Origin of the sequence: Patulibacter americanus DSM 16676, from assembly GCF_000420025.1 — a bacterium.
Taxonomy (GTDB): Bacteria; Actinomycetota; Thermoleophilia; order Solirubrobacterales; family Solirubrobacteraceae; genus Patulibacter; species Patulibacter americanus.
In genome coordinates this window covers 365,925-384,867 of the sequence record NZ_ATUD01000002.1, presented here as the reverse complement: position 1 = coordinate 384,867, position 18,943 = coordinate 365,925, and the positions used below count along the sequence as shown (strand labels likewise).

The 18,943-nt window shown below is 74.2% G+C and carries 17 protein-coding genes and 1 pseudogene; 3 read left to right on the top strand and 15 right to left on the bottom strand.

Features of this window, described 5'->3' with window-relative positions:
- Positions 1–87: 87 nt before the first annotated feature.
- Together F593_RS0105985 and F593_RS0105980 are read left to right on the top strand one after the other, a co-directional pair.
- The gene (locus F593_RS0105985; protein WP_022927850.1) at positions 88–1,500 is read left to right on the top strand and encodes an NAD-dependent malic enzyme; all 1,413 of its coding nucleotides are present in this window, start codon (positions 88–90) and stop codon (positions 1,498–1,500) included.
- Positions 1,501–1,641: 141 nt separating this feature from the next.
- A complete protein-coding gene (locus tag F593_RS0105980; RefSeq protein ID WP_022927849.1) occupies positions 1,642–2,553 on the top strand; it encodes a TIGR01777 family oxidoreductase in 912 nt (303 codons plus the stop codon).
- Positions 2,554–2,643: 90 nt separating this feature from the next.
- On the opposite strand, the gene F593_RS0105975 is transcribed toward F593_RS0105980, so the two are convergent.
- From F593_RS0105975 to F593_RS0105920, 12 genes and pseudogenes are all read right to left on the bottom strand, one after another.
- On the bottom strand, positions 2,644–3,825 hold the full coding sequence (locus F593_RS0105975; RefSeq protein ID WP_022927848.1) for an ABC transporter substrate-binding protein: 1,182 nt from the start codon (positions 3,823–3,825) through the stop codon (positions 2,644–2,646).
- A gap of 3 nt (positions 3,826–3,828) precedes the next feature.
- Entirely contained in the window at positions 3,829–4,026 is a 198-nt protein-coding gene (locus tag F593_RS0105970) for a hypothetical protein (RefSeq protein WP_022927847.1), read from the bottom strand.
- A 54-nt stretch (positions 4,027–4,080) separates the two neighbouring features.
- The gene (gene trpA / locus F593_RS0105965) at positions 4,081–4,926 is read right to left on the bottom strand and encodes a tryptophan synthase subunit alpha (protein ID WP_022927846.1); all 846 of its coding nucleotides are present in this window, start codon (positions 4,924–4,926) and stop codon (positions 4,081–4,083) included.
- On the bottom strand, positions 4,923–6,236 hold the full coding sequence (gene trpB / locus F593_RS22805; protein ID WP_022927845.1) for a tryptophan synthase subunit beta: 1,314 nt from the start codon (positions 6,234–6,236) through the stop codon (positions 4,923–4,925). Before trpB ends, trpA begins: the two co-directional genes overlap by 4 nt.
- Positions 6,237–6,364: 128 nt before the next feature.
- Positions 6,365–7,003: pseudogene (locus F593_RS22800) on the bottom strand (phosphoribosylanthranilate isomerase); the annotation flags it as partial.
- Between the two features lie 190 nt (positions 7,004–7,193).
- Positions 7,194–8,441 (bottom strand): S1C family serine protease, encoded by a 1,248-nt coding sequence (locus F593_RS22795; RefSeq protein WP_022927843.1) that lies wholly within the window; start codon positions 8,439–8,441, stop codon positions 7,194–7,196.
- 78 nt (positions 8,442–8,519) lie between these two features.
- Entirely contained in the window at positions 8,520–9,308 is a 789-nt protein-coding gene (gene trpC, locus F593_RS0105945; protein ID WP_022927842.1) for an indole-3-glycerol phosphate synthase TrpC, read from the bottom strand.
- Positions 9,305–10,357 carry an anthranilate phosphoribosyltransferase gene (trpD, locus tag F593_RS0105940; protein WP_022927841.1) on the bottom strand — a complete coding sequence of 351 codons (1,053 nt, stop codon included), beginning with the start codon at positions 10,355–10,357 and terminating at the stop codon, positions 9,305–9,307. Before trpD ends, trpC begins: the two co-directional genes overlap by 4 nt.
- 72 nt (positions 10,358–10,429) lie before the next feature.
- On the bottom strand, positions 10,430–11,008 hold the full coding sequence (locus F593_RS0105935; RefSeq protein WP_022927840.1) for an anthranilate synthase component II: 579 nt from the start codon (positions 11,006–11,008) through the stop codon (positions 10,430–10,432).
- A gap of 35 nt (positions 11,009–11,043) precedes the next feature.
- Positions 11,044–12,684: an anthranilate synthase component I family protein gene (locus tag F593_RS0105930; RefSeq protein WP_022927839.1), complete on the bottom strand. Its 1,641-nt coding sequence runs from the start codon at positions 12,682–12,684 to the stop codon at positions 11,044–11,046.
- Positions 12,668–13,348, bottom strand: coding sequence for a bifunctional phosphoribosyl-AMP cyclohydrolase/phosphoribosyl-ATP diphosphatase HisIE (hisIE, locus tag F593_RS0105925; protein ID WP_022927838.1), 681 nt, complete (start codon positions 13,346–13,348; stop codon positions 12,668–12,670). The genes F593_RS0105930 and hisIE overlap by 17 nt, the downstream gene beginning before the upstream one ends.
- 71 nt (positions 13,349–13,419) lie before the next feature.
- Positions 13,420–13,998: a dienelactone hydrolase family protein gene (locus F593_RS0105920; RefSeq protein WP_022927837.1), complete on the bottom strand. Its 579-nt coding sequence runs from the start codon at positions 13,996–13,998 to the stop codon at positions 13,420–13,422.
- Between the two features lie 172 nt (positions 13,999–14,170).
- Here F593_RS0105920 and F593_RS0105915 point away from each other — a divergent pair, with 172 nt between their 5' ends.
- Positions 14,171–16,288 (top strand): hypothetical protein, encoded by a 2,118-nt coding sequence (locus F593_RS0105915; protein WP_022927836.1) that lies wholly within the window; start codon positions 14,171–14,173, stop codon positions 16,286–16,288.
- Between the two features lie 9 nt (positions 16,289–16,297).
- On the opposite strand, the gene era is transcribed toward F593_RS0105915, so the two are convergent.
- From era to F593_RS22785, 3 genes are read right to left on the bottom strand one after another with little or no spacing between them, the layout of a single operon-like run.
- Positions 16,298–17,383, bottom strand: coding sequence for a GTPase Era (gene era / locus F593_RS0105910; protein ID WP_022927835.1), 1,086 nt, complete (start codon positions 17,381–17,383; stop codon positions 16,298–16,300).
- A complete protein-coding gene (ybeY, locus tag F593_RS22790) occupies positions 17,383–17,898 on the bottom strand; it encodes an rRNA maturation RNase YbeY (protein ID WP_022927834.1) in 516 nt (171 codons plus the stop codon). The genes era and ybeY overlap by 1 nt, the downstream gene beginning before the upstream one ends.
- On the bottom strand, positions 17,895–18,872 hold the full coding sequence (locus F593_RS22785; protein WP_022927833.1) for a PhoH family protein: 978 nt from the start codon (positions 18,870–18,872) through the stop codon (positions 17,895–17,897). Before F593_RS22785 ends, ybeY begins: the two co-directional genes overlap by 4 nt.
- Positions 18,873–18,943: the final 71 nt, after the last annotated feature.

Sequence of the window (18,943 nt, the reverse complement as noted above, 5' to 3'; positions counted from 1 at the left end):
AACGGCCCGCAAACCCGCTCCAGCACTGGGGACTTGCATACTAGGTCGGCCCTCCGGCGGCGCTCCTGCGTACTACTGTTTCGCCGCGTGAGCGTCACGCCGTCCGCGCAGTACTCCATCGTCGTCCGGGTCGAGATCGACCACCGCCCGGGGGCCCTGGGCGAGGTGGCCTCGGCCATCGGCCACGCCGGAGGCGTCATCGGCGACGTCGCGCTCGTATCGGTCTCGGGCGACACGCTGATCCGCGACATCACGGTCTCCGCGGGCGCGCAGGCGGCGTGGGACGAGATCTCCCGCGCGATCACGGAGCGGGCCGGCGCACGGGTCCTGGCGGTCACCGACCGCACGTTCCAGGTGCACGAGGGCGGCAAGCTCGAGACCACCCCGAAGCACCCGCTCAAGACGCGCGACGACCTGGCGATGGCCTACACGCCGGGCGTCGCCCGCGTGTGCGACGCGATCGCGGCCGACCCGTCCCTCTCCCACGACCTGACGATCCGTAAGAACACCGTCGCGGTCGTGACGGACGGCACCGCGGTCCTGGGCCTGGGCGACATCGGCCCGGAGGCGTCCATGCCGGTCATGGAGGGCAAGGCCGTCCTCTTCAAGGAGTTCGCGGGCGTCGACGCGTTCCCGATCGCCCTGGCGACGAAGGACCCGGACGAGATCGTCTCGATCTGCAAGGCGATCGCGCCCACCTTCGGCGGCATCAACCTCGAGGACATCTCGGCGCCCCGGTGCTTCGAGATCGAGGACCGCCTGAAGGCCGAGCTCGACATCCCCGTCTTCCACGACGACCAGCACGGCACGGCGATCGTCACGCTCGCCGCCCTCATCAACGCGTGCAAGATCACCGGCCGGCGGCTCGAGGACGTCTCCGTCCTGGTCACCGGCCTCGGCGCGGCGGGCATCGCCGTCACGAAGATCCTGCTCTCGGCCGGGGTCACCGACATCATCGGCGCCGACTCGCGCGGCCTCGTCTCGACGAGCCGCGAGGACTACGTCGACGGCACCATGAACAGCGTGAAGCGCTGGTACGCCGAGATGAGCAACCCCCATGGCCTCACGGGCCACCCCGGGGACCACCTCGCGGGCCGCGACCTCTTCATCGGCCTCTCCGGCGCCCGCATCTTCCCGGCGGAGAAGCTCGCGGCGATGAACCCCGACGCGATGGTCTTCGCGATGGCCAACCCGAACCCCGAGGTCTCGCCGGAGGAGGCCGCGCCCTACGCCCGCATCATCGCCACGGGCCGCTCGGACTACCCGAACCAGATCAACAACGTGCTGGCGTTCCCGGGCATCTTCCGCGGGGCGCTCGACGTGCGCGCCACGCAGATCACCGAGGGCATGAAGCTCGCCGCCGCCCACGCCATCGCGGGACTGGTGCGCGACGAGGACCTGCGCGAGGACCACATCATCCCCTCCGTCTTCGACCGCGACGTCGCGCCCGCCGTGGCCGCCGCGGTGGCGGAGGAGGCGCTGGCCGCCGCCGGCGCCTGAGGTCCGGTGGGGGCGGTAGGGCGGTAGGGCGGTCGCCCCTCCTCCGCGAGGGATGAGCGGTTGGACCGGCCGGAGGACGGGCGGGAGGACCGGCGTGCCGGCCCGCTTGGTCCCGGACGCACCACCCGCGACAATGCCCCCATGCACGTCACCATCACCGGCGCCACCGGGACGATCGGCACGCGGATCGTCGCGCGCCTCCTCGAGCGGGGCGACCGCGTCACCGTGCTCTCGCGGAACGCCGCGAAGGCCCGCGCGGCGCTCGGCGACGTCGAGGCCTTCGACTGGGACCCGCAGTCGGGCCCGCCGCCCGCGGCGTCGTTGACGGGCCGCGACGCGGTCATCAACCTGGCCGGCGAGCCGGTCTTCCAGCGCTGGACGGCGAGCTCGCGCCCCCGCATCGAGGCCTCGCGGATCCGCACCACGGAGCACCTGGTGCAGGCGCTGGCCGCCCTGGGCGACGACCGACCGGCGACGCTGGTCAGCGGCTCCGCCTCGGGCTACTACGGCGACACGGGCGACGCCGAGGTCACCGAGGCCCGGGGCCCGGCCGACGACTTCCTCGGCACGCTCGCCCGCCGCTGGGAGGACGCCGCGCACGGCGCCGACGCGCTGGGCATGCGGGTGGCGGTCGTCCGCACGGGCATGATCCTCGCGGCCGACGGCGGTGCGCTGCCGGTGATGGCCCGTCCGTTCCGCCTGGGCCTCGGTGGCTGGTTCGGCGCGGGCCGCCAGTGGGTGCCGTGGATCCACGTCGACGACCACGTCGGCCTGTTGCTGGCGGCGCTGGACCACCCGGACTTCGCGGGCGCGATCAACGCCGCGGCCCCGGAGTCCGCGACGAACAAGGCGTTCTCGAAGGCTGTCGGCCGGGCGCTCAGCCGTCCCGTCCTCGTCCCGGTCCCCGCGATCGCGCTACGCACCGCCCTGGGCGACATGTCCGCGCTCGTGCTCGACAGCTGCCGCATGGTCCCGGCCCGCGCCGAGGAGCTGGGGTACCGCTTCGACCACCCGGGCCTCCACGGGGCGCTCGACGATCTCCTGGGGTCCTGAAGGTGAGCGCCCCGTGGAGCGGGGCCCTGGACGACCTGCTCGGTTGCGTGGCGCGCCCGGCGTCGAGCGCCGCGATGACCCGTCGGGGTCCTAGCCGGCGTCGAGCGGGCGGACGGCGCGCCAGCCGTACGCCTCGGGGCGCGCGAGGCTGACCGTCGGGTTCGTGACGGTGCCGTCCGGGTTCTGGCGACCCTCGGCGGGCGGGCCCGGCACGGCGACGCGCACGAGGGCGTCGGACACGCCGTCGCGGCGGTTGCCCTTCGGACCGGCCTCGTTGATGGCCCGGAGCATGAGCTTCATGCCGCGCCACCCGGCGAGCACGCCCACGGGCGCCGGGGTGCCGTGGACCTCGCGGTACGCCGCGTCGATGCGGCGGCCCTCCTCGGTGGCCTCGGGCACGCCGTCGTCGACGACGGCCTCCATCTCGAGGTCGGCGGAACGGGCCAGCGCCGCTGTGCCCTGCGAGGCGGCGCCGCGGCTCAGGAGGATCGTCGTGTCGCGCAGATCGGGGAGGACCTCGCGCAGCAGCCGGGCAGGGTCGCCGGCCGTCGGCTCGCCCGCCACGACGACGCAGTCCGCGCCGCCGTCCAGCGCGTCGCGCAGACCCGACACCAGACCCGGGTCGGCGTAGCTCTTGCCGCGCACGGTCGTCTTCGGGTCCAGGCCCGGGGCGCCGCGCAGCGCGCCGCCCCCGGCGTCCGGGGCCACCACGAGCACGGTCGACCGGCACGACGCCGCGTCGGCCCGCCGCGCCAGGCCGCGGGCGACCGCCGCGTCGCCCGGGGCCAGGCCGACGGAGAGCCGGCGACCGCGGGGGTTGAGGTCGTCCGGCGTGGCGTCGACCTGATCGCCGGAGACGGAGACGAACGCCGCGCCGGTCTGCGCGGCCGTCAGGCCGAAGGAGCGGACGGTGACGGGCGAGAGGCCCGTCAGCACGCCGACGGTCCCGCCGTCGCGAAGGAAGTTGCCGGCCTCGCGGGACGCGCCCGCCACGCCGACCGTGCGGCCATCGTCGTCGGTCACGTCGCGCTCGGAGAGGCGGACGCTGAACGGTCCGGCGCCCCCGCCGGAGTCGGCGAGCGCCAGCTCGGCGCCGCGGGCCAACAGCTGGCCCTGCACGCCCCAGGGGCCGCGCGTCGGGATGCCGACGTAGACCGCGACCTTCGTCTCGTACGCCTTCTCGCCGGTGGGGTCGTCCCCACAGCCCGCGGCGCCGGCGACGAGGGCGGACAGCGACAGGCCGAGGGCGACGCGGCGGGCCGCGCGCCTCACGCGCTAGAGGCGGTGGGCGTCGGCGTCGTGGCCGGAGGTCTCGGTGCTGCGGTTCGTGGCGTAGCCGAGCACCCGCCAGATCGCGATGGCGGCGACCATGAGACCGGACGCGATGAGGATCGCGTCGAAGGACTTGAGGCCGAGCGCCCAGAGGACGATCCAGACCAAGACCGCGATGGTGAGCGAGTAGATGAGGCCCATACGGCCCGTCAATCTACCGGAGCGGACGGCGCGCCGTCCGCCCTGTCCCGCGCGTCAACGGCCGAGGCCGGAGACGAGGTCGGCCATCACGGCCGCAACGGACGCGACGGGGTCCTCGTCGCCGGCCGCGCGCACGAGGCGCGAGCCCACGATCACGCCGTCGGCGCCGGCCGCCACGGCCTGCGCCGCGTGCTCGCCGGTCGCGATGCCGAAGCCCAGCCCGACGGGGATCCCGGTGTCCCCCGCGTCGCCACCGGAGGCCTTCGCGCGCCGGACGACCTCGCCGAACTGCTCGGCCATCGAGCCGCGCTCGCCGGTGGTCCCGGTGACGGAGACGGCGTAGAGGAACCCGCGCGCGGCCTGCCGGACCTCGCGCACCCGGTCCTCGGCCGTCGTCGGCGCGACGAGCGGGATGAACGCCAGGCCGACGGCGTCGCAGGCCGCCATGACGTCCTCGGCCTCCTCGCCGATCGGCAGGTCGGGCACGATGAGGCCGCTGAAGCCCGCGTCGGCCAGGCGCTGCAGGAAGACCGGGGCCCCGGGGTGCAGCACGAGGTTCGCGTACGTCATGAGGACGACGGGCACGTCGGGCGAGAGCTCGCGGCCGAGCTCGATCACGTCGTCGACGACGATGCCCGCGCGCAGGGCGACGGTGCCCGCGGCGTGGATGATCGGGCCGTCGGCGAGCGGGTCGCTGTAGGGGATGCCGAGCTCGACGACGTCGGCGCCACCGTCGACGTAGGCGCGGGCGATCTTCCGCGACGTCTCGAGGTCGGGGTAGCCGCCCATCATGTAGGCGACGAGGGCGGCGTCGCCGGGGGCCTCGGAGAAGGCGCGCCGAATCCGCTCCTCGCCCGCGCCGCCGCGCAGGGTGGTGCCGGTGGTCTCCTCGGTGCTCATCGGATCTCCGCTCCGTCCTGGGGGCCGTCGCCCTGCTGGTCCGCGACGGGGTCCTCGCCGAGCGGCTCCGCGACGGAGTCGTGCCCGTCGTGCTTGAGGAAGTCGGGGCCCTCGAGCTCCTCGAGGCCCTCCAGCGCGTGGGCCATGTCCTTGTCGCCACGGCCCGAGAGGCAGACGATCTCCATCTCGACGTCCGGCGCGGGCTCGTGGAGCACGTAGTGCAGCGCGTGGCTCGTCTCGAGCGCGGGGATGATGCCCTCCAGGCGGGCGACCTCGCGGAACGCGCGCAGCGCGTCCTCGTCGCGGACGGCGACGTACTCGGCGCGGCCCGTGTCGCGGAGCCACGCGTGCTGCGGCCCGACGCCGGGGTAGTCCAGGCCGGCGGAGACGGAGTGCGCCTCGAGGATCTGGCCGTTGTGGTCCTGCAGCACCGGGGACAGCGAGCCGTGGAGCACGCCGGACTGGACGCCGCTGGTCAGCGCCGCGCCGTGCTGGCCCGAGTCCAGGCCGTGGCCGCCGGCCTCGACGCCGATCATGCGCACGCCCTCGTCGTCCATGAAGCCGGAGAAGAGACCGATGGCGTTCGAGCCGCCGCCGATGCAGGCGACGACGCGGTCGGGCAGGCGGCCCGCGATCTCGAGGACCTGCTCGCGCGCCTCGTCGCCGATGACCCGCTGCAGGTCGCGGACGAGGGCCGGGTAGGGCGCCGGGCCGGCGGCCGTGCCGATGACGTAGTGCGTGTCCTCGACCGTGGCGACCCAGTCGCGGATGGCCTGCGAGGTGGCCTCCTTCAGCGTGCGGGCGCCGGACTCGACGGGCTGGACCGTCGTGCCGAGCAGCCGCATGCGCTGGACGTTGGGGCCCTGGCGGCGCATGTCCTCGACGCCCATGTAGACGACGCAATCCAGGCCGAGCAGGGCGGCGGAGGTCGCGGTCGCGACGCCGTGCTGGCCCGCGCCGGTCTCGGCGATCACGCGCTTCTTGCCCATGTACTTCGCGATCAGGCACTGCCCGAGCGCGTTGTTGATCTTGTGGGCGCCCGTGTGGTTGAGGTCCTCGCGCTTGAGGTAGATCTCGCGGCCGACGGCGGCGCTCATGCGCGTGGCCAGGTAGAGCGGGGTGCGACGCCCGACGTAGTTCGTCAGCAGGCCGTCGAGCTCGCTCCGGAACGTCGTGTCGTTGCGCAGGCGGCTCCACGCGGCCTCGAGCTCGTCGAGGGCGGGGATCAGCGTCTCGGGGACGTAGCGGCCGCCGTAGGGGCCGAAGCGCCGCTCGCTGCCGATCTCGGGGCTGTGGGTGGCGGGCGTCATCGGGTCTCCGTCGTCGGGGTCGGGCTCGTCCGGGGACCGCCGGGCTCGGCGGGGCTCCCGGAGGACGGTGCGTCGGCCGCACCCGTCCCGGTTGCGGGCGCCGCGTCGGCCTGGTCCTCGTACCGGAACGCGCCGCGGACCTCGCGGACGAACGCGCGGACGAGCTCGGGGTCCTTGCGGCCCGGGGCCGCCTCCGTGCCGCTGGCGACGTCGACGGCGTAGGGGCGCACCTCGCGCACCGCCTCCGCGACGTTGTCCGGGCGCAGGCCGCCGGAGAGGATCAGCGGAGGCTGCTTCTCCCCCGGGGCCGCCCGCCGGACGGCCGCGAGCTCCCAGTCGAAGCTCTCGCCCGTGCCGCCGGCGACGCCGGGGACGTAGGTGTCGAGCAGGTGGAAGTCGGTCGAGAACGTGCGCAGCGCGGCGACGTCGGACCCGGTGCGCACGCGGACGGCCTTGATGACCTTCGCGCCCGTGCGGCGGGAGACCTCGGCGCAGTAGGCCGGGCCCTCGTCGCCGTGGAGCTGCACGAGCGTCAACCCGACCTGGTCGACGGTGCGGTCGATCTCGTCGAGCGTCGCGTTGACGAACACGCCGGCGATCTCGACCTGCCGCTTGAGCGCGGCGCCGATCTGCTGCGCGTGCGTGATCCGGCAGCGCCGCTTGGAGTCCCGGAAGAAGATCAGGCCGATCGCCCACGCGCCGGCCTCGACGGCCATCTCGGCGTCCTCGAGCCGCGTGATGCCGCAGACCTTGATGCGGGTGCGCACCGGGCCCTTGGCGGGCGGCGGCCCGGAGGGCGCCCCTCCGGGCTGGTCCGGGGCCGGTGCGACGGCGGTGCCGGCCGGCATGCGCACGGGGCGCGGCCGGGCCTGCGGGGCCGGATCGGCGGGGCGTTGGGGCTGGTCCTCCACCCCTCCATCGTAGGCCGTGCGGCCCGTCGCCGCCGGGCCCCGGGCCTCAGGGGGTGGTGAACGGGTCGGCGCTGCCGCCGCCCTGCCCGTCGCCGGTGCTTCCCGCGGCGTTCGCGTCGTCGGAGCGGCGGGTCAGCGTGACCGTCACGGTCTCCGGCTCGCCGTTGCGCCGCAGCTCTACCTCGATGCGGTCCCCCGGCTTGCGCTCGGCCACGACGGCGGTGAGATCGTCGGCGTCCTCGATCGCCCGGTCGGCGATCTTCGTGATCAGGTCGCCGCCGATCTGCACGGGGCCCTGCGTGGTGTTGACGGTCACCCGGCCGCCGCGGATCCCGGCCTTCGCGGCGGGCGATCCGGGAGCGACGGTCTGAACCCAGGCGCCCTTCCCCGTCGGGGCGTTCAGCTCGGCGGGGAGCGCGCCCTCCTCCGGGGCGTCCGTCGTGCTCACCCCGAGGTAGGCGATGTTCGCGCGCCCCGTCTTCTTCAGGTCGAGAAGGATCCGCTTGATCGTGTCGATCGGCATGGCGAAGCCGATGCCGACGGATCCGGTGGACCCGCTGCCGCCCGTGGCGATCTGGCTGTTGATGCCGATCACGCGCCCGGCCCCGTCGAGCAGCGGCCCGCCCGAGTTCCCCGGGTTGATCGACGCGTCCGTCTGGAGCACGTTCTCGATGGGGAACCCGTTCGGCGCCTGGATGCGCCGCGCCTTCGCCGAGACGACGCCGGTGGTGAGCGTGCGGTCGAGCCCGTAGGGGTTGCCGATGGCGAGCACCGGGTCGCCGACCTGCACGTCCTTCGCCGACCCGAGCTGCAGCGGCTTGAGGCCCAGGCCCTTCGGGTCGACCTTGAGCACCGCGACGTCGTTGGATTGGTCCGCGCCGACGACCTTCGCGTCGACGGTCTTCTCGTTGCTGAAGGTGACCTGCACCTTCGTGGCGCCCTCCACCACGTGCTCGTTGGTGAGGATGGTGCCGTCGCCGTCGATCACGAATCCGGAGCCGGTCGAGTTCCCGTCCTGCTCCTGCGGCAGCCCGAACGGGCTCGTGGACTGGCTCGTCTGCCGCACCGCGGCCTTGACGAGGACGACGCCCGGGGCGTCGCGCTCGTAGATCTCGCGGGCGGTCGGCGCGGCCTCCCCGTCCGTCTGGGCGGCGTTGGCCGCGATCGGCGCCTGGCGCAGGACGGTGGTCGTGGTGCCGCCGCCCCCGACGCCGAGCGCCCCGGCCCCCAGGGCGAGGCCGGCCCCGAGGACGGCGGAGACGCCGACGACCGCAGGAGTGGCGAGCTTCGTCATGAAGCCAGTATGCGCCGGGTTCTGAAAGCGCAGGTCAAGCGCCGGTACGTCCGCCGTGAGACCTGCGCGGGGCGGCGCTCAGACGCTGCCGGTGAGCTCTCGGACGGCGGCCTCGATGTCGGGCTGGCGCATGAGGTGCGTGCCGACGAGGACCGCGTCGACGCCCACGCGCTCGAGCTCCTCGAGCTGCTCGCGCCGGGTGATCCCGGACTCCGAGACGACGACCTTGCCGGCCGGCACCTGGCTGAGCAGGTCGAACGTCGTGTCGAGGTCGACGGAGAGGTCGCGCAGGTTGCGGTTGTTGATGCCGATGACGTCCGCGTCGACGACCTCGAGCGCGCGCTCGAGCTCCTCGCCGTTGTGCACCTCGACGAGCACGTCGAGGTCCAGCTCGTGCGCGTCGCGGTAGAGGTGCAGCAGCTCGTCGTCCTCGAGCGCGGCGACGATCAGCAGCATCGCGTCGGCGCCCGAGACGGCCGTCTCGACCACCTGGTACGGGTGGACGATGAAGTCCTTGCGGATGATCGGCAGGCTCGAGGCCGCCCGCGCGGCGGCGAGGTCCTCGAGCGCCCCGCCGAAGAACGGGCCGTCCGTCAGCACGGACAGCGCCGTGGCCCCGGCGCGCTCGTAGGCGCCGACGATCTCGGGCAGCACCCCGCCCTCGCGCAGCGGCTCGGACGCCGAGGGCGCCCGGCGCTTGTGCTCGGCGATGATCGACACCCCCGGCTGCGAGGCGAGGGCCTCCGCGAAGGGGCGGCCGTCCTCCCGTGTGCTCAGGCGCGCGCGGAGCTGGTCCTCCGGGACCTCCTTGCGGCGCCGGCGGACCTCCTCGCGGGTGCGGTCGACGATGTCGTCCAGAACGCTCATGCGGGCGTGCCCTCGAAGGGTTCGGTGGTGCGCTTCACGTACTGCTCCATGACCTGGTGCGCGGAGCCGGAGGAGATGGCCTCGCGGGCGCGCTCGACCCCCTCGGCCAGCGTGTCGGCGCCGCCGCCGACGAGGATCCCAGCGCCGGCGTTCGCGACGACCAGCTCCGTCGCCGCGGCGGTCGCGGCGGTGCGGTCGTCGGCGAGGACGCGGCGGGTGACGTCGGCGTTCTCCGCGGGGCTCGCGCCGCGGACGGCGTCGAGGGCGTGCGTCTGGACGCCAAGCTCCTCGGGGGTGACGGTGTAGGACCGCACGCCCTCCGGGGTGACCTCGTAGACGGTCGTCGGCGCGGCGATGGAGATCTCGTCCAGCCCGTCCTCGGAGCGCACGAGCAGCGCCCGCTCCGTCCCCAGGCGGTGGACGGCCTCGGCCATCCGCTCGATGACGTTCGGGTAGCCCACGCCGATGACCTGGCGCGGCGCGCCGGCGGGGCTGGTGAGCGGGCCGAGGATGTTGAAGACGGTACGGACCGCGAGCTCCTTGCGGACCGGGATCACGAACCGCGTGGCGGCGTGGTGGCGGGGAGCGAAGAGGAACCCGAAGCCGACGTCGTCGAGCACCGTGCCGACCTGCCCCGGGAGGAGGTCGATCTGCGCGCCGAGCGCCTCGAGCAGGTCGGCCGCGCCCGACTTCGAGGTCGCGGAGCGGTTGCCGTGCTTGGCGACCGCGCAGCCGGCGCCCGCGATCACGAACGCGGCCGTCGTGGAGACGTTGAAGGTCAGCGCGCCACCGCCGGTGCCGACGATGTCCACGAGGTTCTCGCGGACGGTCGTGACCTTGGCGGCGTGGGAGCGCATCGCGGCGGCGAGGCCGGCGATCTCGTCCGGGGTCTCGCCCTTGGCGCGGAGCGCGATCAGGAAGCCGGCGATCTCGACGTGCGAGGCGTTGCCGGCCATGATCTCGTTGAGGACCCGTTGGGCCTCTTCGAGCTCGAGGTCCCCTCCGGACGCGACCCGTTCGATCGCGGGCGTGAGCACGGGGTGCGGCATACGGTGCGGAGAGGTTAAAGGATCCGGGGGCGGTGTCCGCAGAGGACGTCCGCCCGAAGGGGGATGGGGCGTCTAGCGGGTCACGCCGTCGGCGAGGAACCGCCCGAGCATGCCCATCCCCACGGGGGTCAGGACGGACTCGGGATGGAACTGCACGCCCTCCGCCGGGAGCTCCCGGTGGCGGACGCCCTGGATGACGCCGCCGCCGCGGGCCGTGACCTCGAGGCTGTCGGGCAGCGCCGCCTCGTCGAGCACGAGCGAGTGGTACCGGCCGACCTGGACCTCGTCGTCGAGCCCGCGGTAGATCGAGAGCCCGTCGTGGCGGATGTCGCAGGTCTTGCCGTGCACGGGCTCGTGGCGGATGACCTTGCCGCCGAACGCCTGCCCGAGCGCCTGGTGGCCGAGGCAGACGCCCAGCAGCGGGATGCCCTCCTCGGGGAACCGGCGGACGGCCTCGAGCGAGATCCCGGCGTCGTCCGGCGTGCAGGGGCCCGGCGAGACGACGACGCGGTCGGGCTTCGTCTCCAGCAGCTCGTCGACGGTCGCCTTGTCGTGGCGCACCACGTCGACCTCGGCCCCGAGCTCGCCGAGCTCCTGGACCAGGTTGTAGGTGAACGAGTCGTAGTTGTCGATGACGAGGACGCGGGTCATGTGGGAATTCCTGGAGGACGGTAGCGCGGACGGGCCTAGGGCCAGTCCGGCTGCTCCAGGGCGACCTCGACCGCGCGGCGGATCGCCCGCGACTTGTTCACGGACTCCTCGTACTCGTACTCGGGCAGCGCGTCGGCGACGGTGCCGCCGCCGGCCTGCACGTGCGCCTTGCCGTCCTTGAAGACGGCGGTGCGGATGTGGATGCAGGAGTCGAGGTCGCCGTCCCACGAGAGGTAGCCGACCGCTCCCCCGTAGCCCCCGCGCTTGACGGTCTCGAGCTCGTCGATGATCTGCATCGCCCGGACCTTCGGCGCGCCCGAGAGCGTGCCGGCGGGCAGGACGGAGCGCAGGGCGTCCGTGGCCGAGACGTCGTCGCGCAGGCTGCCGGAGACGGCCGAGACGATGTGCAGGACGTGGGAGTACGTCTCGACGACCATCAGCTCGTCGACGGAGACCGTGCCGTAGTCGCAGACGCGTCCGAGGTCGTTGCGGGAGAGGTCGACGAGCATCACGTGCTCGGCCCGCTCCTTCTCGTCGTCGAGCATGCCTGCGGCCAGCTCGGCGTCCTCGGCCGGGGTGGCGCCGCGCGGCCGGGTGCCGGCGATCGGGCGCATCGAGATGTTGCGGTCCCGCACCGTGACGAGCGGCTCGGGGCTGGCGCCCACGACCTGCCAGTCGCCGAAGTCGAGGTAGTACATGTAGGGCGACGGGTTGACCACCCGCAGCCCGCGGTAGACGGAGAACGGGTCCGCGTCGACCTCGGCCGTCCAGCGCTGGGAGGGCACGACCTGGAACGCGTCGCCGGCGCGGACGTACTCGATAATCCGCGCGACCATCGCCTCGAACTCGGGGCGGGTGCGGTTGGACTCCCAGGTGACGTCGGTCGACCGGTCCGGACGCAGCGGCGTCTCGGGCGCCGGGCGGCGCAGCGCCTCGCGCAGCTCGCAGATCCGCTCGACCGCGGCGACGTAGGCCGCGTCGAGGTCGTCGGGCGCGGCGCCGGACGGGGCGGCGGTCTCCCCCGCGGCCGCTGCGCCGACGTCCGAGGCCTCCCCCGCGGCGCCCGTGGCGTGGACCGGCGAGAGCAGCGTGACGGTGTGCTGGAGGTGGTCGAAGACGACCATCGCGTCCGTGACCTGCAGGGCCAGGTCGGGCGTGCCGAGGACGTCCTCGTTGGGCTCCGCCAGCGGCTCGACGGTGCGCACGAGGTCGTAGGCGAACACGCCGACCGCGCCGCCGACGAACGGCGGCAGGCCCTCGATCTGCGCCACGCGTCGGCGCCCGCCGACGGCCTCGCTCGCCAGCGCGTAGGGGTCGCCCTCGTCGCCCAGGCGCCACTCGATCGTCCGGGCGGGACGCACGCCGAGGAACGAGTAGCGGCCGAAGCGGCCCTGCTCGGCGCTCTCGAGCAGGAACGACGGCTCGCCCGGGTGGGCGGCGCGCAGCTTGAGGTACGCGGAGACCGGGGTCTCGGTGTCGTCGATCGTCCGCGCGATCACGGGGACGACGTCGTGGTCGGCGGTCAGGCCGCGGACCTCGTCGAGCGTCGGGTGGATCCGCAGGCCCAGGGCGGCGGCGCGGGTGAGCGCGGCGTCGACGTCGGAAACTGGGCCCCCGGCCGGCGCGGTGCCCGCGTCACTGGAGGCGGCCCCGGCGGACTCAGGCGCGGCGCTCACGGAGCACCTCGAGCACGTCGTACAGCGTGCGGTCCCGGCCGCGGATGAGCGCCAGCAGGTGGTAGAGGACGTCGGCGGCCTCGTTGTCCACGCGGTCGTCCGTCTCCTCGCGCGCGGCGCGGAAGACCTCCTCCGCCTCCTCCTCGACCTTCGCGCCGGCGAAGGCGCGGTCGTTCAGGAGCTGCGCGGTGTAGGAGCCCTCGGGCGCGTCGGCGCGGCGCGCGGCGAGCACGCGGACGAGGTCGGGCAGGACCTCGTGGGGCGCCAGCGTGCGCGGCGTCGGGGTGCCGTCGGCCGCGGGCGATCCGACGTCGTCGCCGGCCGGGCCCTCCGGGGCGCCGACGGCGTGGAAGCAGGTGCGGGCGCCCGTGTGGCAGGCGGGACCGGCCGGCTCGACGAGCGCGAGGATCGCGTCCTGGTCGCAGTCGATCCGCAGGTCGCGGACGCGCTGGACGTTGCCGGAGGTCGCGCCCTTGTGCCACAGCTCGTTCCGGGAGCGGGACCAGAGGTGCAGCTCGCCCGTCTCTCGCGTCCGCCGCAGGGCCTCGTCGTTGGCGTAGGCCAGGGTGAGCACCTCGCCGGTGCTCCAGTCCTGGATCACCACCGGCACGAGGCCGGCGTCGTCGAAGCGCACGGTGTCGGTCAGGTCCGGCAGCTCGGGCACGCCGGCGATTCTGACAGTGGGCGGGGCGGCGCGCCCGGCGCATGCCCCGGCGGCTCGGCTCCGACTCCGGGTCACCGGCCGCAGAACGCGCGGACGCGGTCCCAGAACAAGGCGGCCGCGTCCGCGTCGTACTCCGCGGGGAGCGACTCGTCCGTGAAGAGGTGGCCGGTCCCCGGGTAGTCGTCGTGCAGGTCGAGCGGGGCGGCCCCCCGCACGGCGGCGGCGACAGCGTCGAGCCAGACCTGGTCCCGGAAGGCGTCCCCCGCCGCGGAGTGGATCTGGGCGCGGACGCCCGCCGGCCAACGCGTCGCACCCAGCATCTCGAGGGGCAGCGCCCCCGACGCCATCACCACCCCGCCGACGGAGCGGTTGAGTGCGACGTGCTCCGCCATCCCCGCGCCGTTGGAGAAGCCCATCGCGATGAACCCGTCGGCGAGTCCCTCGCACCCGGCCAACGCGCGTCGCATAAGTTCGGGGAAGCCGATCTCGTCGACGAACGCGGACGCTTCGCCGTAGTCGTCGAACACCCGGCCCGCACCGTAGTAGTCGACGACCTCGACCTCGTGGCCGTCCGCCTCGAGCCGCGCGGCGGCGTCCGTGATGCCGGCCCGGATCCCGAGGGCGGAGTGCAAGAGAGCGATCTGCGTCATGTGGCGAGTGTCGCCGCCTCCGCGGCCAACTCCTGTCCGCATGTCGGGCCTCCGGCGGCACGGGGTCCGGCGGTGCCGGAAACGGCCGATCGGACCGCGGATGACGGCGCGGAGCCCGAGCTGCCCGCGGGGCGGCGCGCCCGGCGGCTCTCCCCTCATACGATGGATCCCGATGAGGGTCGCGCCGAACGTCCGGCGGCTGGTCGCCGCCGGGGCGCTGGCCGTGCTCCTGTCCGGCTGCGGCGGCGGAGGGGACGACACCCCGGCCGCCTCGCGGGGGACGACGACCATCGAGAGCGGTCCCCCGCCCGAGTCCGACGACCGCGGGGACGCCGACGAGGTCACGACGGACCCGCGCTTCGACGCCGCCGGCCGCGCGGCGGAGCGGCGCCTGCGGGCCGTGGCCTCCGACGACGCGTGGGCCGTCCCCAACGCGGTGCTCGAGCCCGTCGACCGGTTGTGGGACGACCGCGTCGGCGCGTACGTGTCGCCCGGCGGCCGCGTCAGCACGCGCCTGAACTCCGAGCTGCTGCGGATCCACGCCGCCGCGGCGCAGGCCGGCTACACCGGGGCGGCGCGCAACGACGACCGCGTCCGCCGGATCGCCGCCTACCTCACGGGACCCGCCTACGTGGGGTCGCCCGACGGGGAGCGCTTCGGGTCCTCGCGCCACAACGCGATTCACATCCCGGGCTGGCGCCAGTCCTCGGCCGACATCGTCAACCAGCACCCGAGCATCGACGCCGCCGTCGCCCGCAGCCTGCGCGCCGCGTGGCTGGCCCGCCGGCCGGCCTCGCTGCCGGGGACGACGGAAGAGGCGATCCGCGCGACCGTCGGCGCCGTGGCGTCCTCGCGCGCGTTCCGTCACCCCGCGCGACTGCTGAACCAGATCAACTGGAACGCCGACCTCTACGCGGCCGCGGCGACCGTGACGGGCGACGCGGAGCTCCTGCGCGAGGACTACCGGGCGCAGCTGGAGTGGTTCGTCGACCACGCCCACACGCCCGTCCGCCCGGGAGGCACCCCCAATCTGAGCGGCGGAAACGGGTTCACCTACCAGCCCGAGGCGGACCGCACCGCGACGCTGAACCGCAGCGACACGGTGGAGTACGCGAGCATCGTGCTGGGCAGCCTGCGCTACTACGACGAGGCCGTGCGCGCGGGCATGGAGCCGCTGGAGCCCGAGGACCGCGCCACCCTGCGGGCCTGGGCGGAGCACACGCTCGACGCGGACTGGACGGCGTCGGGCTACCTGAACTGGGAGACGGGCAAGGCGGGCAGCCGCCTGCACCTGCGCCAGTACTGGGCGCTCGCGCTGGACGGCGCGGTCGCGGCGGCCCGCAGCGCCGCCGACCTGACGGGCCTGCCGCCGTCGGAGGGCGACGAGCTGCTCAGCCGCGCCGACGCGCTCTTCCGGCGCTGGTCGGCCCGCGAGGGCTCCGTGCTGCTGCCCGCGACCGCGTTCGGCTTCCCCTCCCGGTTCGCCAGCGTCCGCAACAACCGCACGACGGCCAGCGTGCGCCTGGCGGCGACCGTCGCGGAGTGGGCCGCCTCCTGCGGCTGCGGCGGCCTGCTGCCGTCGGCGGACCCGTCGACCTCGCCGCTGCACGTGGCGCTGGACGGCGACCTGCGCCGCCTCGCGGTCAACGGCCCGTCCTACTCCACGGCGATCTCTCCCGTGGCCGTCCCCACGGGCGGCGGGCTCGAGCCGGGCTGGCTGCTCGACCACCAGGCGCGCCCCCTCGGCGCCCTTGGCGGAGGCGGCCCCGGCACCCTGGGCCTGAAGCTGTCCCGTGGCGCGCGCGAGGTGCTCGACACCCAGCCGGGCCAGGGGCGCTCCGCGGCGCTCGGCCTGCGCCCGGTCGACGGCGAGCCCCGCACGTTCTCGGGCCGCGTGGTGGGCCGTGACGCCGTGGTGCGCGTGACGCACCGCTTCGAGGTCGACCGGATCGTCACCCGCTACGTCGTCGACCCGCAGCGCCCCGTCGACGTCGAGGTGCGAATCCCGTCCGCCGGAGGCGAGGGCACCGTCCGCTGCGCCGGCAACACCGTACTGGACCACGCCGTGACGATCCCGGGCTGCCGCCCCGGCCGCGACCTGCTCGTCCAGGCCGCCGGCGGCGCCTCGATGCACGTCGCCTTCGAGGGCCTCCCCCGCCGGGCCGACGTCTCGCTGCGCCGCGCCCGCCAGCGCTCGACCGTCCCCGAGCCGGGGCGGCAGGCGACGCTGCGGTTCCGTCTCGACCGCCGCACGACGATCACGCGGACGCTGCGGCCGGACACGGGCTGAGCCCAGCCCTCAGTCGATCTCGAGACGGTCCAGCATCGTGTCGTCCGAGCGCCAGTTGCGCCGGACCTTGACCTGCAGGTCGAGGTGGACCTTCGTGCCGAGCTCGCGCTCGAGCTCCTTGCGGGCCGCGGTGCCGATCGTGCGGACCATGCGGCCGCCGGCGCCGATGAGGATGCCCTTCTGGGACGGCGACTCGACCCAGGCGTTCGCGACGATGACGTGAAGGTCGGCGCCGGGGCGGTCGACCTCCTCGATCGCGACCTCGACGGCGTGCGGCACCTCCTGAAAGGTGCGGCGCAGGATCTGCTCGCGGATCAGCTCGGCCAGCAGCACGTGCTGCGGCTGGTCGGACTTCTCGTCCGTCGGGAAGTAGAACGGGCCCTTCGGCAGCAGCTCGACGAGGTGCTCGAGCAGCGGCTGCACGCCGACGCCGGTCCGCGCCGAGATCGGGAAGACGTCCTCGCCGATCTCGAGCTCGGCCGCGGCCACGAGGACGGCGATCGTCTCGGCGCGGCTCAGCTTGTCGACCTTGTTGACGGCGATGACCGTCGGCGCGCGCTGCTCGCGCAGCTGGGCGGCGATGTAGCGGTCGCCGGGGCCCACGCCCTCCTGGCCGTTGAGGACCATGAGCTGCACGTCGGCCTCGCGGATCTCGGAGTCCACGCGCCGCTGCATGCGGCCCGTGAGCGAGTCCTTCGGGCGCTGCACGCCGGGCAGGTCGACGAAGACGATCTGCGCGTCGGGGCGCGTCAGCACGCCCCGGATCGCGCGGCGGGTCGTCTGCGGCTTGTCGGAGGTGATCGCGACCTTCGCGCCGACGAGCGCGTTGGTCAGCGTCGACTTGCCGGCGTTCGGGCGGCCGGCGAACGCGACGAAGCCCGAGCGCTTGGCGTTCGGATCGAGGTCCGGGTCCGTCAGCGGCGCCTGGTTGGGGTCGAAGACCGGGACGGGGAGCTCGACGCCGACGTCCGAGTCGTACGTCGGCTCGCGGGTCGGGCCGTCCTCGAGATCCGGGCCGTCGACCTCGTGACCGTCCTCGAAGTCGTGGCCGTCCTCGAGATCCGGGCCGTCCGAGGCCCCGGGGCCGTCGCTCATCACGCCATCCCCCGGGTCGCCGGCGGGTCGCCGGGAAGCCAGTCGAGGATCTGCGCCTGCACGGCGAGCATCTCGCCGTGGTCCGTCTCGTGATCGAAGCCCACGAGATGGAGGATGCCGTGCACGACGGCCTCGCGCAGTGACACCGTGTGCTCGGGGCAGATCACGACGTCGCCGATCTCGCGCGGACCGGCCACCGGACCGGCCCCGTCGATGGGGAACGAGAGCACGTCGGTGGGCTTGTCCTTGCCCCGGTGCTCGAGGTTCAGCTCGTGGATCGCACCTGGGTCGACGATGGTGATCGCGACGTGGCCGTCGGTCACGCCGGCGGACGCGGCGGCGACCTCGACGAGCTGCCGCAGGTCGTCCCCGACCGGCAGCTCGGCGAGGGCCGGGTCGTCCAGGCCGTCCTCGGGGTGCTCGACCTCGAGCTCGATCTCGAGGCCCGGCGCGGACTCCGCCCCGTCGACGGGGGCCTCGGCCCGGCCGTCGGGGGCGGGGTCTGCGGGGCTCACGCCGGCCGGCGCTCCTTGCGCCGCTCGGCCGGACGCAGCTCAGGCGCCAGCTTCTCGGCGTGGTTCTCGTACGCCGCCACGATCTTCTGGACCAGGTCGTTGCGGACGACGTCGCCGCGCTGGAAGCGCACGAACTCGACCTTCTCCACGTCGTCGAGCACGTCGGCCACGGTGACCAGGCCGGAGCGCTGCTCCCGCGGCAGGTCGACCTGCGTGACGTCGCCGGTGATGACCATCTTCGACCGGTAGCCCAGGCGCGTCAGGAACATCTTCATCTGCTCCGGCGTGGTGTTCTGCGCCTCGTCGAGGATGATGAACGCGTCGTTGAGCGTCCGGCCGCGCATGAACGCGAGCGGGGCGACCTCGATGACGCCGTTCTCCATGTACGCCGTGACGCGCTCGGGGTCGAGCATGTCGTGCAGCGCGTCGAACAGCGGCCGCAGGTACGGGTCGATCTTCTGCATGAGGTCGCCCGGCAGGAAGCCGAGCTGTTCCCCCGCCTCGACGGCGGGGCGCGTCAGGATGATCCGCTTGACCTCGTGGCGGGCGAGCGCGTCCGCGGCCGCGGCGACGGCCAGGAACGTCTTGCCGGTGCCGGCGGGGCCGATGCCGAACGTGACCGTGTTCTCGCGGATCGCGTCGACGTAGCGCTTCTGCAGCGCGGTCTTGGGCGCCACGCGCACGTCGCGCGACGGGTTCTGCCAGACGACGTCCGTCAGGACCTCGGCCGGTTCCTGGGCTGCGCCCAGCGCGGACCCGACGGCCGGGATCGTCCCGGCCTCGAGCTTGTGGCCGCGCCCGACCAGCGTGATGAGCTCCCGGACCACGGTGGCCGCCTGCTGCACGGCCTCCGCTTCGCCGTCGAGCGTCAGCAGGTTCCCGCGCAGGTGCACGTCGCAGTCGACGTGCTCCTCGAGCGCGCGAAGGCCGGCCTCGCCGGCGTCGCTGAGCTGGACCGCGACCTCATACGGCACTTCGAGCCGTCGCCTCAGAACGTTCTCCCTGAGCTCGTCGCGTCGCGGTGCGCCCCGCCGAAAGGGTCGGA